At 37.8% G+C, this 16367-nt stretch carries 15 protein-coding genes; 2 read left to right on the forward strand and 13 right to left on the reverse strand.

All coding sequences use genetic code 11. The features are described 5' to 3' along the window. Nucleotides 1–7: 7 nt before the first annotated feature. The 3 genes from glpK to IGL30_RS11380 all read right to left on the reverse strand — a co-directional run bounded on the left by glpK (nucleotide 8) and on the right by IGL30_RS11380 (nucleotide 4362). On the reverse strand, nucleotides 8–1504 hold the full coding sequence (gene glpK, locus IGL30_RS11370; RefSeq protein ID WP_010720962.1) for a glycerol kinase GlpK: 1497 nt from the start codon (nucleotides 1502–1504) through the stop codon (nucleotides 8–10). A gap of 112 nt (nucleotides 1505–1616) precedes the next feature. Continuing rightward, nucleotides 1617–3077, reverse strand: a complete 1461-nt coding sequence (locus IGL30_RS11375) for a helix-turn-helix domain-containing protein (protein WP_123874962.1) — start codon at nucleotides 3075–3077, stop codon at nucleotides 1617–1619. Further along, the gene (locus tag IGL30_RS11380) at nucleotides 3067–4362 is read right to left on the reverse strand and encodes an FAD-dependent oxidoreductase (protein WP_123874961.1); all 1296 of its coding nucleotides are present in this window, start codon (nucleotides 4360–4362) and stop codon (nucleotides 3067–3069) included. Before IGL30_RS11380 ends, IGL30_RS11375 begins: the two co-directional genes overlap by 11 nt. Nucleotides 4363–4765: 403 nt before the next feature. Here IGL30_RS11380 and IGL30_RS11385 point away from each other — a divergent pair, with 403 nt between their 5' ends. Beyond that, a complete protein-coding gene (locus tag IGL30_RS11385; RefSeq protein WP_430618294.1) occupies nucleotides 4766–6505 on the forward strand; it encodes an RNase A-like domain-containing protein in 1740 nt (579 codons plus the stop codon). A 251-nt stretch (nucleotides 6506–6756) separates the two neighbouring features. On the opposite strand, the gene IGL30_RS11390 is transcribed toward IGL30_RS11385, so the two are convergent. From IGL30_RS11390 to IGL30_RS11435, 10 genes are all read right to left on the reverse strand, one after another. Next, nucleotides 6757–7173, reverse strand: a complete 417-nt coding sequence (locus IGL30_RS11390; protein ID WP_010720973.1) for a DUF3021 family protein — start codon at nucleotides 7171–7173, stop codon at nucleotides 6757–6759. 98 nt (nucleotides 7174–7271) lie between these two features. Continuing rightward, the gene (locus tag IGL30_RS11395; RefSeq protein ID WP_123874959.1) at nucleotides 7272–7736 is read right to left on the reverse strand and encodes a LytTR family DNA-binding domain-containing protein; all 465 of its coding nucleotides are present in this window, start codon (nucleotides 7734–7736) and stop codon (nucleotides 7272–7274) included. A gap of 63 nt (nucleotides 7737–7799) precedes the next feature. Then, complete coding sequence (locus IGL30_RS11400) at nucleotides 7800–9425, reverse strand: glycoside hydrolase family 13 protein (RefSeq protein ID WP_123874958.1); 1626 nt, start codon at nucleotides 9423–9425, stop codon at nucleotides 7800–7802. A 268-nt stretch (nucleotides 9426–9693) separates the two neighbouring features. After that, complete coding sequence (locus IGL30_RS11405) at nucleotides 9694–11007, reverse strand: NCS2 family permease (protein WP_123874957.1); 1314 nt, start codon at nucleotides 11005–11007, stop codon at nucleotides 9694–9696. A 229-nt stretch (nucleotides 11008–11236) separates the two neighbouring features. Continuing rightward, nucleotides 11237–11497: a hypothetical protein gene (locus tag IGL30_RS11410; protein ID WP_010720977.1), complete on the reverse strand. Its 261-nt coding sequence runs from the start codon at nucleotides 11495–11497 to the stop codon at nucleotides 11237–11239. Between the two features lie 102 nt (nucleotides 11498–11599). Then, nucleotides 11600–11956 carry a VOC family protein gene (locus IGL30_RS11415; RefSeq protein ID WP_010720978.1) on the reverse strand — a complete coding sequence of 119 codons (357 nt, stop codon included), beginning with the start codon at nucleotides 11954–11956 and terminating at the stop codon, nucleotides 11600–11602. A gap of 288 nt (nucleotides 11957–12244) precedes the next feature. Next, nucleotides 12245–12955: a B3/B4 domain-containing protein gene (locus IGL30_RS11420; RefSeq protein ID WP_123874956.1), complete on the reverse strand. Its 711-nt coding sequence runs from the start codon at nucleotides 12953–12955 to the stop codon at nucleotides 12245–12247. 13 nt (nucleotides 12956–12968) lie between these two features. After that, the gene (locus IGL30_RS11425) at nucleotides 12969–13493 is read right to left on the reverse strand and encodes a GNAT family N-acetyltransferase (protein WP_088745582.1); all 525 of its coding nucleotides are present in this window, start codon (nucleotides 13491–13493) and stop codon (nucleotides 12969–12971) included. A 13-nt stretch (nucleotides 13494–13506) separates the two neighbouring features. Further along, nucleotides 13507–13959, reverse strand: a complete 453-nt coding sequence (locus tag IGL30_RS11430) for a MarR family winged helix-turn-helix transcriptional regulator (RefSeq protein ID WP_053766210.1) — start codon at nucleotides 13957–13959, stop codon at nucleotides 13507–13509. A gap of 96 nt (nucleotides 13960–14055) precedes the next feature. After that, a complete protein-coding gene (locus IGL30_RS11435) occupies nucleotides 14056–14655 on the reverse strand; it encodes an NUDIX hydrolase (protein ID WP_088745581.1) in 600 nt (199 codons plus the stop codon). Between the two features lie 255 nt (nucleotides 14656–14910). On the opposite strand from IGL30_RS11435, the gene IGL30_RS11440 reads away from it, so the two are divergent. After that, a complete protein-coding gene (locus IGL30_RS11440) occupies nucleotides 14911–16365 on the forward strand; it encodes a helix-turn-helix domain-containing protein (RefSeq protein WP_123874955.1) in 1455 nt (484 codons plus the stop codon). Nucleotides 16366–16367: the final 2 nt, after the last annotated feature.

A 16367-nucleotide genomic window follows, 5' to 3' on the forward strand; every position in this document is an offset into this window, starting at 1 on the left:
CCTCCCTTTACTCAAATGCTTGTGTTGCTACTACCGCTTTTTTCCAACCGCCATATAATTTTTCTCTACGCTCTTCAGGCATCTCTACTTCAAACATCTTGCCCGCTTCATAAAATTCTCTGATTTCATCTGTATCTTTCCAAAAACCAACCGCTAAACCAGCTAGAAATGCCGCACCTAATGCCGTAGTTTCCAGATTTTCTGCTCGTTGGATCGGAATATTTAAAATATCTGTCTGAAATTGCATCAAATATTCATTGTTCGCTGCGCCACCATCGACCTTCAAGACTGGTATTTTGATCCCTGTGTCTTCTTGCATCGTATCAATGATATCTCTTACTTGGTATGCAATCGATTGTAAGGTTGCTTTGATAATATCTTCTTTGGTCGTTCCACGTGTCAACCCAAACATCGAACCTCTCGCAGCTTGATCCCAATAAGGTGCCCCTAACCCAACAAATGCTGGCACGACATAGACTTCATCCTCACTTGTAGAACGTTTTGCTGCTTCTTCGGAATCACTTGCTTTTTGTAACATTTGCAACCCATCTCGCAACCATTGGATGGAAGAACCTGCTACGAAAATGCTCCCTTCCAGTGCATAGTAAACCTTGCCATTGATTCCATAACCAATCGTCGTTAATAGATTGTTCTTGGATAGTTGGGGTTCTTCCCCAGTATTCATGACGATAAATGATCCTGTACCATACGTATTTTTGACCATTCCAGGTTCAAAAGCCATTTGTCCAAACAAAGCAGCTTGCTGGTCACCAGCCATTCCAGAAATCGGCACTTCACTTCCATAGAAATGATACCCTTGTGTATAACCATAAATTTCCGAATTAGAAGTCGGTTTTGGCAGCATTGCTCGAGGAATGTTCAAGAGATCAAGGATTTCCTGATCCCAATCAAGATCGTGAATATTAAACAACATCGTCCGACTTGCATTGGAATAATCCGTCACATGTGCTTGACCGTCTGTTAATTTCCATACCAGCCATGAATCGATCGTACCAAAAAGCAATTCGCCTTTTTCAGCACGTTCTTGCGCTCCCTCTACATGGTCAAGAATCCAACGTATTTTTGTAGCAGAAAAATAGGCATCAATCACTAAACCTGTTTTTTTATGGAAAAAGTCTTGGTAGCCTTCCTTTTTTAAATTATCAGCAATTGATGCGGATTGACGAGATTGCCAGACCACAGCATGATAAATCGGACGTCCAGTATCTTTTTCCCAGATCACCGTCGTTTCACGTTGGTTAGTGATCCCGATGCCTGCAATTTGATTCGGTTTGATCCCAGATTCAATGAATGCCCCTGCAATGACCGACTGTACGGAGTTCCAGATTTCATTCGCATCATGTTCCACCCAGCTCTCTTTAGGAAAATATTGCGTGAATTCTTTTTGTGAACTACCGATATGTCTACCTTTTTTGTCATAAATAATTGCTCGTGAACTTGTCGTTCCTTGGTCAATCGCCATGATGTATGTTGATTCTGTCATTCTGATCTCCTCCATTATCTGCAAACGCTTTCTAAATTTATCTTTATCTTACACCGTTTCATTTTTTAGAAACTGCCAAAAAAACATTTATTTTCTGTTTTTTTGACAGTTTTTAATTTTTTGCTTTTTTTTCTTCTTCGATTTTTTGCTTTAACCTTGCGATATCATAGCTTGAAGCAAACTCTGATAAATAATAATAATTTTGATGAGGATCTTCTTGATTAAACGTGATCACTAAATCATACTTTTTACCTGGTCGTCGATTTTCAATCTCAATCCCACTGATTCCTTTTAGCTCTCTTAACAAAAATTGTTGAAATGCCACTCGATAAATCGGTAATGTTTCAATATCGATTCCGATAGTGAACGATTTCGCAATATAAAAATCGATCATCATAAGAATATTGGCATACTGAATCATGAGATAACTTAAAGCAGCTTCTTCTCCTTGTTTAGCAGGTAGTTGTGTCAGTGTTGTTTCTTTCAATCGTTCGAGTAATTGACTAAGGGAGCGGCCTAACATCTTTTTCTGTTGTTGCAAGAGATGTTCTGGCTCATAGATCGTCATGACTCCTCGAAAAAAATAAAACTCATTATCGATTTGAGCTAATTGATAACCGACTGCTTTTTCTTCCTTGATCTTCAACTTTCGTGGACGATAGTGCCACAACATCGTTTCTCTAATGTACGTATCTAATACAGCTGTTGGTAATTTTTTACTTCGGGTTAAATCATATTGATAAAAATGTTCTTCTGATAACACAGCAAACGAGACAAAAAAACTGTAAAACATCAAAGGCTCATAGCCACTGATCTCAGCAGCTGTCCGACTTAAATAAAGTGAAATGACCGGATCAAGTGCTTGATACAAACGATCCTTTTGGTAAAGTATTTTCTTTTCTTTCAATGTAGCAAACGTCGTTTTTTCACTCAATAGCCGTTTACGAGTGATCCCCAGCCAGCAGGCGATTTTACTAGCTGACTCTTGAGAGAATGTCGTTTCTAAGGCTCGCTCCAATCCTAAAATAAGCGGCGCTTTATCAGGCGTCTGTTGTAAGAAAAGGGGACGTTGTGATTCAGAGATAAATTGGAATAATACATAGTAGAAATAACGAACTTGCAATTCCTCGCCATAGAGTTGGCCATTTTTGATTTGTAGAGAAAATTCTTGCAGTAACTGATTCAATTCTTTGATCTTACGAAAGACAGAAGATTCGCTGATATTAAAAGCTGTTGCTAGACGAACGATCGATGCTTGGTGATGCTCTAATAAATAAACAAGCAGATTGAATTTCAAGCTTTGTTGAACTAAGAATAGAATGATTTTTTCTAAGCTGACATCTTCAGCCAACTCTAATGTGACTTGAAATTCATTTCTTTTGATTGCTACTTTCTTCCCCATCATCATACCGATCATTGGGATTTCTGCTATATATTGATCAAATGATGTTTTAGAAAGATTGACTTGTTCCCTTAATTGATTCGTGCCTACAGTTCCACCATGCAACACCATGTCCCTAAGAATCAGCACTTGCAACTGCTCTTTTTTCTCTAGTAATTGTTCAATCTTCATCGAGCATATCAACCACCTTTATCAATTGAAGCGGCAACCGATATTCTGGCTGGAAGAAAAACTCCCGTTCGAATAATTTCTCTAACGTCCAGCCTTCCTCAATAGCGAGAGTGAATCGATCCAATAAATCGAATATCTCCTCTCGACTTCGCAACTGCGCACCAAGTAATTGTCCCTTTTCATTGCACATCACTTTGATTTTCGCCGTTTCACTATTGGTCGCAGCTAAGCGGGCAAGCAAATATGTTTTACGGACAGTCTGCGGATAAAAAATACTTTCTTCTTCCGTTAGCCCGACACTTCCTAGAAAATAACCAAACCAATGATTTCCAATTGCTCGGTAGGTTCCCGGATCTTTCGTACGTTTGCCACTAATCGTTTGACTGACCACTTGTGCCGTACGTAGTGCATTATTGACCAAAGAGACATACATTTTTTCTTGAGTCGGTTGGAACGTCACTTGGATCGCATCACCGATTGCATAAATATCCTTCGCTGACGTTTGCAAATACTCATCGACCCAAATCGTACCATCTTCATTTAGCTTAAACTGATCTTGCCAGAGATGATGGTCTGGACGCGTGTGATTCGCTAGCAGAACTAAATCATAGCTTTCTGTTTTTTGATCCGTCACTATGACCACTTGCTCGTTTTCTTCGAGCGTTTGCACTTGTTCATTCAAAAACAATTGGATATGCCGTTGCAATAACTCATGTGTTAACGGTTCAACCATTTCGGGATCGAAATAACGGAACAACAATGTTGGTCGACTTTCATAGAGATGGATTTCTTTTTGCTGATGATATAACCCTTCTGCTAATTCAAGTCCTACTTGTCCCGCACCAATCACAGCAATTTTTTGTGCTTTCGCAAGACTTTGTTCCAAAGATTCTTTTAAGTGGATATCTTTAACAGAACGGATCTGCGTACTTTTGTTTCCATTTTTGAATTGCTGACTCGAACCCGTTGCAATCACCAATGTATCAAAAGTAAGCTGTCGCCCATTTTGGATAAACACAGTCTTCGTGGCTATTTCAAGTGAAACGACTTCCGTGCGTACTTGAACATCAATTGCGTATAGCGCTTGCAATTCTTCCTTAGTCAACCAATAAAGTTGCTCTTTACTTGTAAGTTGCTTTTTTAACAGTAAATTGAGTCCACTCGGTATAAACCCAATCTTGTCTTGTTTTTCCAAAAGTATGATTTCACTGTCAGGACAACTTTTTCGCAAAGAAATTGCTTCATAGATCCCCGCAAAAGAACCACCAATGATCACGATCCTCATCCATTTTCCTCTTTTCCAATAGCCTATTTGAAGAGTATCATGTAACCGTTAATGTTTCAAAAAATGTACTCAAAAACGAAGCAAATCTTCGATCATAAGAACAGCCGTGAAAAAATAAAGGGCACAAATAAGCCAGTTGAAAAATAGATATACCCAGTTATTTAAAATTGACTGATTTTTATTCAATCTTCTATTTTTTAGCACTTTTTAAAAAAATAGATACTATTATGTAAAATGTTCTAAACTTTTTTATTTCAAAGCAAAAAAATAAACGTTATTTTAATAACATGATTTTTGATTTAATTAGTTATCTCATTTACAATTTTTATGTAATCGAATACAAAGAAAGGAGAACATTAAAGTTTGTTGGGTTAGTGAAAAAATAATCAAAAGGAGTTTAATTATGAAAAAAAGATCTATACTAATGTCCTTGTTGTTGCTTTTGCCCTTTTTCTCGTCCCCACTGAGTGTCTATTCTCAAGAAACCACGGTCGAACCACAAGCTGTCTTGCAAGAAGAAATGCCTCCCTTGGTACAACCAATTCCTTCAACTCTTGCATCGGAAAAACAAGCAATTGACTCACCTTTAAATATCTTTAACCATTTATCTTTGTCAGAATATGCTTCTGCCTTATCTGGTGGAGCAACTTTAGGCGCAAGTTTTCTGGAAACTGCTGCCGCCCTATTCATCATTCCCGTCATGCTAGGTGCTAGTATCGCATATAGCAGTTACCAATTAGGTTCCTATTTAGGCGTGATGACAAACGATCTTATTCAAACCAGTAAGGGGCTTCGTGAATCATTAGACTCTACCTCCAATGTGCAACAAGATCTCACAGATTTCGCACTTTCTGGGATGAATTCCACTACCAGCACGTATAATTTTTCACAAAATCTACAAGCCCGCTATGCGCAGGACGTCACCAGCCATGCGGTAATGCGTGAATACCTCACCGGCACAAATGATCATGGTGCTTATCGCTTTTCCATAAGTAGTGACGCTTTGATGTATCGTAGGCGCATCAGTTACAACCTTCTATGGTCTGAACAAGGACAAGCTTGCATTCTTGGACGCGATGCATCTGTAGCGAAACACACTTATGCAGACGACCAATTTTTTGTACTAGAAAGTATTGAACTAGCGGAACCTTCCAGAGCGAGTGATCAAGCAATCTTAGAGATCGTTGGTAAATTCTATATTGCTAATGGTGCCTCACAAGCCTTTTTATATACAAAAGAACTACCTATCTCTATGACTCAAGCCTTAGAACAAATTACTACTCTTGATGGCTTACTTGGCTATGTGCAACAAACAACCACCTATACATTAGGTGCAATTGATGTGCCTTCAACAGCAGTAGCAGTTGAAACCGCACAAGCAATGGCAAAAGAATATACGACACGCAAAGCACAAATTACCAATCGTTTAACGGAGGCACTCGCTCCGACTAATAATGGGATTGATTTTGATCCATCAGGGATGATTGCTTCCTTATACGGACAAGCCGTGGTGTTAGATCAAGCAGGCAACTTTATTTATGCAGAAACGAAGCAAGCCGTTCCTACTTACTACTGGGGCGCCATTGAGATTTCTTACAGTGCCGATGCTATTCCATATGATGATGCCCTCACCATTGATGGTCGGCGTGGCGTGCTTGATGAAGAGACCGGAGATATCATTGACGGTAAGACCAAGGACGTCTTGATCAAAGGGGCGCTAGGAGCTACCTGGACAGCAACTAGTATGGCACTACTGAAAGAGCGGATCAAAGAACTGAAAGAGAAAGACCCCAACAATAAAGATGACGATGAAAAATTTAGTTGGTATACGCCCATCGATCTAGTCTATGATGAATTTTTTGCAAAAGGCGGAAAAGGCCACACGATTATGCGACATATCGGGAAGACGGAAAAAGAGTTACAACAGCGGCTTGAAGGAAGTACTTTTTTGCTTCATGCCTCGACCTTCTATGATCCTGTTCAAGCTCTAATTGCGATCAATGCAGGGATCTATACCGCGAATCAACGCTATTTAGATGGAAAGATCAAAGCGCCATTAGGGGAGTGTTCGTTTGATTCAACCAAAAAAAGGACGGTCAGCCAAGTTCCCTTTTTTACCCATTGCTGGTCACTTTGTCTTTGATAGATTTTTACAGTTTGGGCACGTAACACGCCAAAGATGAATCCCAGCAAAACAGACAAAACAATAAGGATAAGTGTATGGTTAGTCTTAATGATTTCTTGCCAGTTGCTTATGATTAAATAAAGTCCAACTAATACAATGATGATTTCACTTTTCATCGTGTCTTTGATTGCTCTTTCTTTAAGTAATCTCTGTAAAATAAAGAGAATCAATACTAACACAATGAGATAATTTTGTAGATGTTCCACGTTTTATTCTTCTTTCTTTCCTGAAATTCCTGAATGCCGTGTATTGATTATTTGGATTCGTTTATTTAACAATCGGGCTCGTAAAAAGTTCCTGATGATCAAACAAAGCCACACAATGAAATAGATACTCACAAAGGTTAGCGTGTATCTCTCAAAATGAACAGAAACACTTCCATTCAACAGCACCAACAAGAAATAACTAAAGGCATACGTACTAATAAAATGTAGCAGTATAATCTGAAGATAATTAAGCTTCTCAATTCGCTCGATCAGCGATACTACGCCAATAAAAGCCGAGAGAAAGAAGACAAAAAGAATCTCATTTCTCGTGATCTCATGGGTTTGTGAAACTAATTTGAACAGCAAGAAAGCAAAGCTTCCAATACCAATACTTCTCATCATACGTTGTATCAATTTCATCGGGCTCTCCTTTTCATCTTACCAGCTATCAGGTACATTTATTCTACAAGGTTTCCTTATTGAAGCTAGTTTGATTGTCATTTCTTGCATTTTTCTTGTCACTTGTTGCGAAAAGTCTGATCAATTTTTTCTTTTAATGCTTTGGAAAAATAACGGCTAACGAGTAACTCTTCTGTATTTTGTAATGTGACATAGAGATTTCCATTTAAAAGCGACGAATTGATTTCTTTAACCATATAGATATTTAAAATAATCGTTTTCGATATTTGGATAAATGGTTCTGGGAGTTCTTTCATTAACTGAGCTAGTGTCAATCTTCGCTCATACACTTCATTTTCCGTAAAAAAAAAACATTTGCGATCAAGATATTCGATATAAAAAATCGAGAATAAATCTAAATAGACATCTCTTTCTTTTTTATAGTCTCTCACTAAAATAGTTTCCACTTTGTATTTCTCTAAAATATCAGCAATCGAAGTTAAAAATGGTACCTTTTCATGAACTTGAAAAAGTACCATTTCCTCTTGTTTTTTTGGAATCAAATCAAACAATACTTTCATCATGGTCCTCACACTTGTCTAAATTTCTTTTATCATACTCTTTTTTGAGGTGTTCGGACAAGTCATTTATTTGCTCGTCTTCAAAACAAAAGCTTCATAAGGACGTAAATTCAGTTTGCCAGTTGGTATCTGTTTTTGTGGATAGTTTGAAATGACCAGTGTCATCGCTTGATCAGTCAATGTGTATGGCTGATTTTTTTCAGACATATTGCAAACGACTAACCATTGTTCATTATTCAACGTCCGATAATAGGCAAATACGTCATCGGGCGTATCTGTTACCAACTGATAATCTCCCCAGACGATGAGTTCATTGTTTTTCCGTAACTCGATCAATTGCTTATACGTATAAAAAATAGAATCTTTCTTTGCTAAGGCTGTTTTCACATTGATCGTTTGGTAGTTTGGATTGACGTGTAGCCAAGGCGTTCCTGTGGTAAATCCAGCATGTTCACTATTATCCCATTGCATCGGTGTACGCGCATTGTCACGTCCTTTTGCATTGATCGAACACAAGATTTCTTCCGGAGTAAATCCTAAAGTTAACCGTTCGTGATACATGTTGATCGTTTCAATATCTTGCGCTTCAGAAATATCCTTGATCGGGTAGTTTGTCATCCCGATTTCTTCTCCTTGATAAATATAAGGTGTCCCTTTCATCATATGAAGCAAAATCGCAAACATTTTACCACTTTCTTCTCGATAATCTTGATCATTCCCCCAACGTGAGATGATCCTTGGCAAATCATGGTTATTCCAAAATAGACTGTTCCATCCTTCATTCTCTAAAGAAGTTTGCCATTTTGATAATACATGTTTCAACTCAGGAATACTTAATGGTTTTAAATCCCATTTGTCTTTTCCTGCCTGTTGATCCAAACCGACATGCTCAAATTGAAAGATCATCGATAGTTCATTTCTCTTGGGATCAGAATAAAGCTTGGCAATGTCCGTGGTTGCTCCCCAAGTTTCGCCCACTGTCATCAGATCCTTGTTTCCAAAGGTAGCTTGATTCATCTCTTGTAAATAGTCATGAAGTTTGGGACCATTACTTGTTATTTCTTGATCGGGTAACTTCCCAATCGTATCGATCACGTCCATTCGAAAACCACCGATCCCCATATCGATCCAAAAGTTCATCATCTGATAGATTTCTTGACGTAAGTGGGGATTTTCCCAGTTTAAATCTGGCTGCTTTTTACTATAAAGATGTAAATAATACTGACTAGTTGTTTCATCAAACTGCCAAGCAGAACCACTGAAGATCGACCGTAATTGATTCGGTTCTTTTCCATTGATTGGGTCACGCCAAATGTAATAATCTCGATACGGATTTTCTTTACTTTGACGAGCTTCGATAAACCAAGCATGTTCATCTGACGTGTGGTTGACGACGAGATCCATAATGATTTTTATTTCTCGTTTCTTTGCTTCTGCAATCAGTTCCTCCATATCAGCCATCGTGCCAAATTCGGCCATGATTGCTTGATAATCACTGATATCGTAACCATTATCGTCGTTAGGAGATTCATATACGGGAGATAACCATATCGTATCGATCCCTAAATAATGCAGATAATCTAATCGAGCGATCACTCCTTGTAAATCCCCGACTCCATCCCCATTCGTATCTTGAAAACTACGAGGATATACTTGATAGACAACTGATTGATGCCACCATTTTTTCTCCATACTTTCCTCCATTGGTTAAAGATTATTGATGTCTCGCAAAAATTGTAACGCTTTCAAAAACGAGAGTAAATAGCCATTATTCTCCTTATTTCTTTCACCGCGCCTAAACCTTGATGCTATCGTCTTTTACTTTTAGTTGTTACCGATAACAATTTTTTCCAAAAAAAGAACCCTGGCATTTGTTTTCTCGCTAACAGTAGCGAGTCTTCCATTTGCCAAGATTCTTTTTTACTTGTCACCCATCAAAAGAGTGGTCAACTAAATCAATTTAACTAACGTTCAGTATCCACATGAAGCCAATAAAGACAAAGAATAACAGATACATGATCGGTGATACTTCTTTTCCACGTTTTGCTGCGATCATAGTAATTGGATAGAAGATAAATCCTAATGCGATCCCATCAGAAATACTGTAGGTTAAAGGCATGCCGATCAAGATCAAGAAAGCAGGAATGGCGATCTCTAACTTACCCCATTCGATTTGACGCAATGATTGTGCCATCAATACACCGACAATGATCAGTGCTGGTGCTGTTACTTGTGAAGTCACTACTGATAGCAACGGTGAAAAGAATAATCCGAATAGGAATAAGATCCCGGTCGTCACTGCAGTGATTCCAGAACGTCCGCCAACAGCGATTCCGGCAGAAGATTCAACGAAAGCTCCAACTGGTGAAGTTCCTAATAAAGAACCTGCAAGCATAGCAGTTGAATCAGAAGCTAAAGCTTTCCCGACACGAGGCATTTTGTTATCTTTCATAAAACCAGCTTGATTAGCTAAACCAACTAACGTTCCTGCTGTATCAAAGAACGTAACTAATAAAAAGGTTAATACGACTACCCACATTTGTAGTGAGTTGATGTCTCCGATATGTTTCAATGCAACTAAGAATGTTGGCTTTAAACTTGGTGCAGCTGAAACTAATTGAGAAGGCATAGGAATAAGTCCAGTCACTAATCCAAGAATTGTGCTAGCTACCATCCCAATAAAAATACCTCCTGGAACACGTCTTATCAATAAGATCGCTGTCACAACTAACCCAAAAATCGTCAACCATGTTGAACCTACGCTTAGTGATCCTAACCCCACTAATGTGGATTCATTTGAAACGATGACTCCTCCCTCATTTAAGCCAAGGAAAGCAATAAATAAGCCAATCCCACCTGAGATCGCATATTTTAAATCAGCTGGAATTGCATCAATGATCATTTCACGTAATTTGAAAATCGTGATTAAAATAAAAATCAAAGAAGCAACGAACACGCCTGCTAAAGCTGTTTCCCAAGGAATCCCCATTCCTAAACAAACGGAATAAGCAAAAAAGGCATTGATCCCTAATGCTGGGGCAGTACCAATCGGGTAACGCGCTAAGACCCCCATTAAAATACAGCCGATCGCACTTGCTAATGCTGTAGCCGTAAACACCGCACCTTCGTCCATTCCTGATGCACCCAAAACTGTTGGATTGACAAATAAGATATATGCCATTGAGATAAATGTTGTAAAACCAGCAAGTATTTCTCTTCTGACGGTGGTACCTAATTTTTCAATCTCGAAGTAGGATAGTAGTTTTCCCTTCATCTTTCATCCCCCTAAAACCGAACATTTATAAAAAAGTCCCTCAAAATTTTGAATTATTTAAAAACAACGTGTTTAATCATATACTAAATCAGAACATAAGTAAACAAAAAAGTCGGATTTTAAGCAAAATCCGAACTTTAAGTTTTTTTGATCGTTATATACTGATTTAACAGTTTTTTTAATAGAAAAGGAGCATTTCAAACAAAATAGCGTACCAAATCGGTTTGCTTTAGCTATTTTTTAGCTGCTCTTTTCCGATGCGTTTTTGTTCTTCAGCAATGAATCCCTTGATGTCACTTTCTGCCGAAAAATATTTACTAATTTCACTAGAATGAGTCAACGAATTCAAGCCGCCATATCCTGTATCTACCATTTTCCCCCAACCTTTTGTTGGCTTTTTCCCTGTCTTCAAGTTTTTCATACGGATTTTTTCACTTTTTTCTTCTCGTCGTCTCTGTGAATATTCTTCCATTTTTGCGATTAGATTCATGACAGTCTCTCCTTTCCTTCAAAAATTTGTTATTCATTTATTTAAATTCCTTGTCCTGTGCATCTCCTTTTCAAACACCAGGACCTCTTCTGATTTCAAACATTACAACTTACCGATCACAAAATAGTTTCCTTCTGGATCAGAAAAGTTGAACGTCTCTACGCCATTGTTCTCCATGATTTCACCAGCATTCTCTATTTTTTGATAGATCTCCTCAAATTGATCCGTAAAGAAAATGATCGAAGGAGTCGTACCTAACACTTCTGGCGAAAATCGTTGGACAAAAACTTTTGGAAAAATCCCTAATTCAAATTCTGGTGAAAGTTGCACGATCGTACTTTGAAATTCTTCTGGTAACTCAATCGTTTCACTAACTGTTGCGCCTAGAGTTTCGACAAAAAATTGACTAAGCACTTCAACATTTTCTGCATAAAGCATGACTCTGGTTTTACCGATCATCTCTGATCCTCCTTTGATGGTGTTGATCCTTTTCATTAAGTATATCATGAAAGCGGATAATCAAAGAATTCTCGGTTTAAGAATCGAAAAATCCGACAAGATTTGACAGACTGTGACAATTCTTTGTCAGTTTGTCTTGTTTTGATAAGATTTGATGGCACAACAGCGAAACGAAACCATTCAAAACTACACTCGTTAGAGAAAACAAGATCACATAGAAAAATCCCTCGTTTTTCTATGTGATCTTATTGGTTGAGCTACTTTTCCTTCCTACGTTTCGCTCCTACTTCAAATGTTCATTTCTGGATGTTCCTTCGTTAGCGTAAATGTTTTCCCTTCTACGCCAAATGTTTGTTCCACGCGTTTTTTCAATTCTGTCATTGCTTTTGCGCCACGTGATGCTTGCTCTTTTGTGACTGATTCAATAACCAAAATGGCTTTAGTCGTGTCTTCCGTCAACATTGTCCGTTGCGCTTCTCGCCAGTTGAAACTGCGACAGATTGCTCCTTCGTTATCGTAATAAATGATTTCTTCTGGTAAAGCTGGTGCATCAGCTTCTGCTCCTAGAGGTAAGAAACTTTCACCACCATGAGCTTTTCCTAGATGAAGATCCCCTTTGATTTTTTCTTGATCTTCTCCTCCACATGGCACACCAAATGTTAGAGAAATACTGTTATAGATATCGACTAATGGGTTGATAGGGAAAAATTCACGTTCTTGGCTGGCTCTTTTTAATAACGCTTCAATTGATGAACGGGCTCCTTTTTTGGTTTTAAAACGTGAAAAAACTTGACGCCATTGGGCAATGACTTCATTTTGACTGAATGTTTCTTCTGTCAAATATCCTCTTGCTTCTTTCGCTGCATCATTCAATAGTTGATGGAATTGTTCTTCTTTGGCTTTATCTACATGATTATCGATACCTTCGACTACCAAAACTTCAATTGTTGCTTCTGGAAAGACTTCCCAAAAATTTTGTTCTGCGATGATTTTTTCCATGTTTCTGCTCCTTTTATTTCTGTAAATTTTTGACATATAGATAATCTGTCTGAGCATCATCTCCCATATAAAAAATATGTTGGCTATGATGTTGGAATCCATGTTTTTTATAAAAAGCTAAGGCAGGATAGTTATGTTCCCATACCCCTAACCAAATCGCCTCTTTTTGTTTTTCTTGCGTTTTTTGCACAGCAAATTCGATCAATCTAGATCCAATCCCTTTAGATTTAAATGGCGATCGGACATAAATACGTTCGATCTCTAAAAATCCTTCTCCCATTGCTTCTGTTTGTGCTTGCCCTATATTTAATTTTAGATAGCCAGCAATCCGGTCATCTAGTACTGCCCAATAAAATTCTGACTGTTCCTCTTGTAGTTCTCGTCTCAATTTATCGAGCGCATAAGCTTCATCCAAATAGGCTGTCATCAATTCTTCACTGTTGTGTTCACCAAAGGTAGCTTGATAGGTCTCGATACTAATTGCCTGTAATTTTTCTACTTCCGTTTCTTTGATCCCTACGATTTCGATTGTTTTCACCGCTCCAGTCCTTTCAATAAATTCTTTTGTTTCCTTTTTTTATATAATGCCAATCTTCACTCACATTTTTCCGAACTTTTTGCAAAAGTGTGTGTAATTGCAAAACTTCTTGCTGGGATAACCCTTTGACAGCTACTTGATTAGAATAATGATGCTCTCGAAGGATAAACGGATAGACTTTTTTTCCACGATCCGTTGGGTAAAGTTTTTTTATCTTTTTATTGTTTTTATCTGGCATGCTTTTTATCAGGTCTTTTGCTATTAATTTTTTCACCGCACGTGCCGTTGTTGTTCGATCAACGTTGATCATCTCAGCTAACTTTTCTTGAATAATGCCAGGATGTTCACAGATTCGTACTAAATACAGGTATTGTCCTCTTGTCAAATCAACTTCTTGAAACTCAATGTTACTAATCGAGTCCAAGGCACGGGCAATTGCTCCAATCTCTCGAATGATTTCGTCCATTTTAACCCTCCCTTACCTAGCTTTAGTATGATTTTACTCTTTTTTATTGCATTTGCAATAAAAAAATCACTAAAAATAAAAAACTACCTTCCCTGATCAATCACAATAAGGCAAGGTAGCTTTTTCTAAAATCAATAGTTGCTCTTTGGTCGTACGTTTCAGCGAGAGTTTTGGTAAATCATTTAAGTGGAAGAATTTCATATTAGAAGTTTCATGGTTTGCCACAAACGTACCTGACAAGATAGCGCAAGAAAAAACAATTTTATAGTACTGAAAGGCTTGAGGGATGTCTGTGCGCAGATTCGTATCAAATATCGCTAATAATTGACCTACTTCTACCTCTAATCCAGTTTCTTCTTTGACTTCTTTACGTATATTTTCTTTAGGAGACAAACCAACTTCTGCAAATCCTCCTGGTAATGACCATTCTTGTGTTTTTGTATCTTCGATCAATAGAATCTTCTCGTCTTGTTTGATCCATGCACGTACGTCAACTTTTGGTGTTGGATATCCTTCATGACCTTCTATTAGGCTTGTCCATTCTTCCTTTGTTTCCAATCCCACTTCACTCAGCAGCTTCAATGAGATTTCTTGCAGCTCTTCATATCGTTCTTTGTCAAACACGTCTTTCCCATAAAGCAATCCAGCTTGAGCAATCGCTAGTAAGCGGCGATAATCGTTTAGTCTAGTTTCCATTCTACTCACTCCTCTCACATGACTATCTTTTTACTTATTTTAGTATAAGTCAAATTTTTTAGCTAACTTCTACTTTAAATAAACGAAGGCTGATTGAAGTAAAAAATCAAAAAAACTCATCCTTTATTTGATATTGTGCCTTTTTTCATTATACTAATGGTAAGCGCTATCTAAAATAATCAGGTTTCATTATGAAGATACGGCGAAACGAGTGTCTTCCTCACTTGTCATACTTAACAAAGAAAGGTTGATCCGATGTATTCTTTAATGAAAAAAATCATTACTGAAAAAGATATCAAACGCCAAGTCTCTTTAGTGGAACTATTACTGAATCACTCGCAAATAACTGTGAACGAATTAGCCGAAGCTGTCAATACCACAGAGCGTACGATTTTTTCTGATCTTCAAACAATCAAAACCCAATTACCTAAAGGCTGGCTAATCAATAGTGACCAATCAGGGATTCAACTAAAAAACGAACAGAATCTCCTGACAAATGAACTGTGGGAAATTTTTCTGACACAGTCGATCAGTGTCCAATTATTGAAAGAATTATTAACGATTAAAGAAGTCGCTACCCCCACCTTTTTAGCACGTAACGGCTTGTCTTATGAAACATTGAATCGTCATGTCAAAAAATTGAATCAACAATTAGTCGTCTACGAATTACAGATTGAACAAAACCGCCACCGTTTGTCGTTTTCAGGTGAAGAAGAAACCATTCGGCTATTTTATCATCGGTTACTTATGCCGTTTACCCATAACAACTATTTTTTCGAGGATTACTCGATCCATGAATCACACTACTTCCGATTTCTCAAACGTTTACGACAAGCTGAGTTAGCTGTTGACACCGAAGAGGTATTCGGGATTTGTTGGTTTTTTATCAACACGATTCGGATCAAAGCTGGTTGTCGAATCCCGACTTCATTGTTTTATACCCAGGATCAATTATTTTTACTCTATGCTCCTGAATTAGAAAAACTGTACCGAACTGAAGGGGTCTATCTTAAAGATAAAGAAGCAGCGTTTGCTTTTTCCTGTTTTCTTGACAGCTGGAACTATAACAACTCTTACCCGCCTATGATCTTGGATATTTTACACCGTCACCCTGCAGAAACAAACATTCGTGAATTTGTAAATCGTCTATCAGAAAGCTTAGCTATCAAAGAGTTAGAACAAACAAACTTACCAGAAAATTTGATTTTACTACTCCTGAAATACTATGAATCACCGTTATTGATCGAACAAACAACCAAGCAATATCACTATTATTTAAAAGAATATGAACAAGAATACCCAGAGTTATATCCTCATAAATTCGCTTTGTTGCAACAAGTTAAAGAATCGACGAGCATGGTCAAAAAGGTCACCAATGAGACTTATTTCTTTTATTTACTTTCTTTATTGATCCAACAGACACTTTTAGCCGTGCAGCCGTATCAAGCAACGATTTATTTTATTTTTCAAGGGGAACCTTCATGGAAAGCTTTTTTGCAACAAGAATTAAATGCTTATTTAGGAAAGCGAGTGATCTTGGAGCCAATTGAATTGAGTCAATTGTCAGATATCACTATCAAGAAAAATGATTTATTGGTTTCAAATATTCCGATCGATACACCGCCAATGCCTGTCATTTATCTTTCAACGATCCCGACAAAAAATGAATTGGATCGTTTAAGTGACTTATCGTTGCGATCGTATTTGTAACT

The organism is Enterococcus sp. DIV1089c (genome assembly GCF_050530965.1).
Lineage (GTDB): Bacteria > Bacillota > Bacilli > Lactobacillales > Enterococcaceae > Enterococcus_B > Enterococcus_B hirae.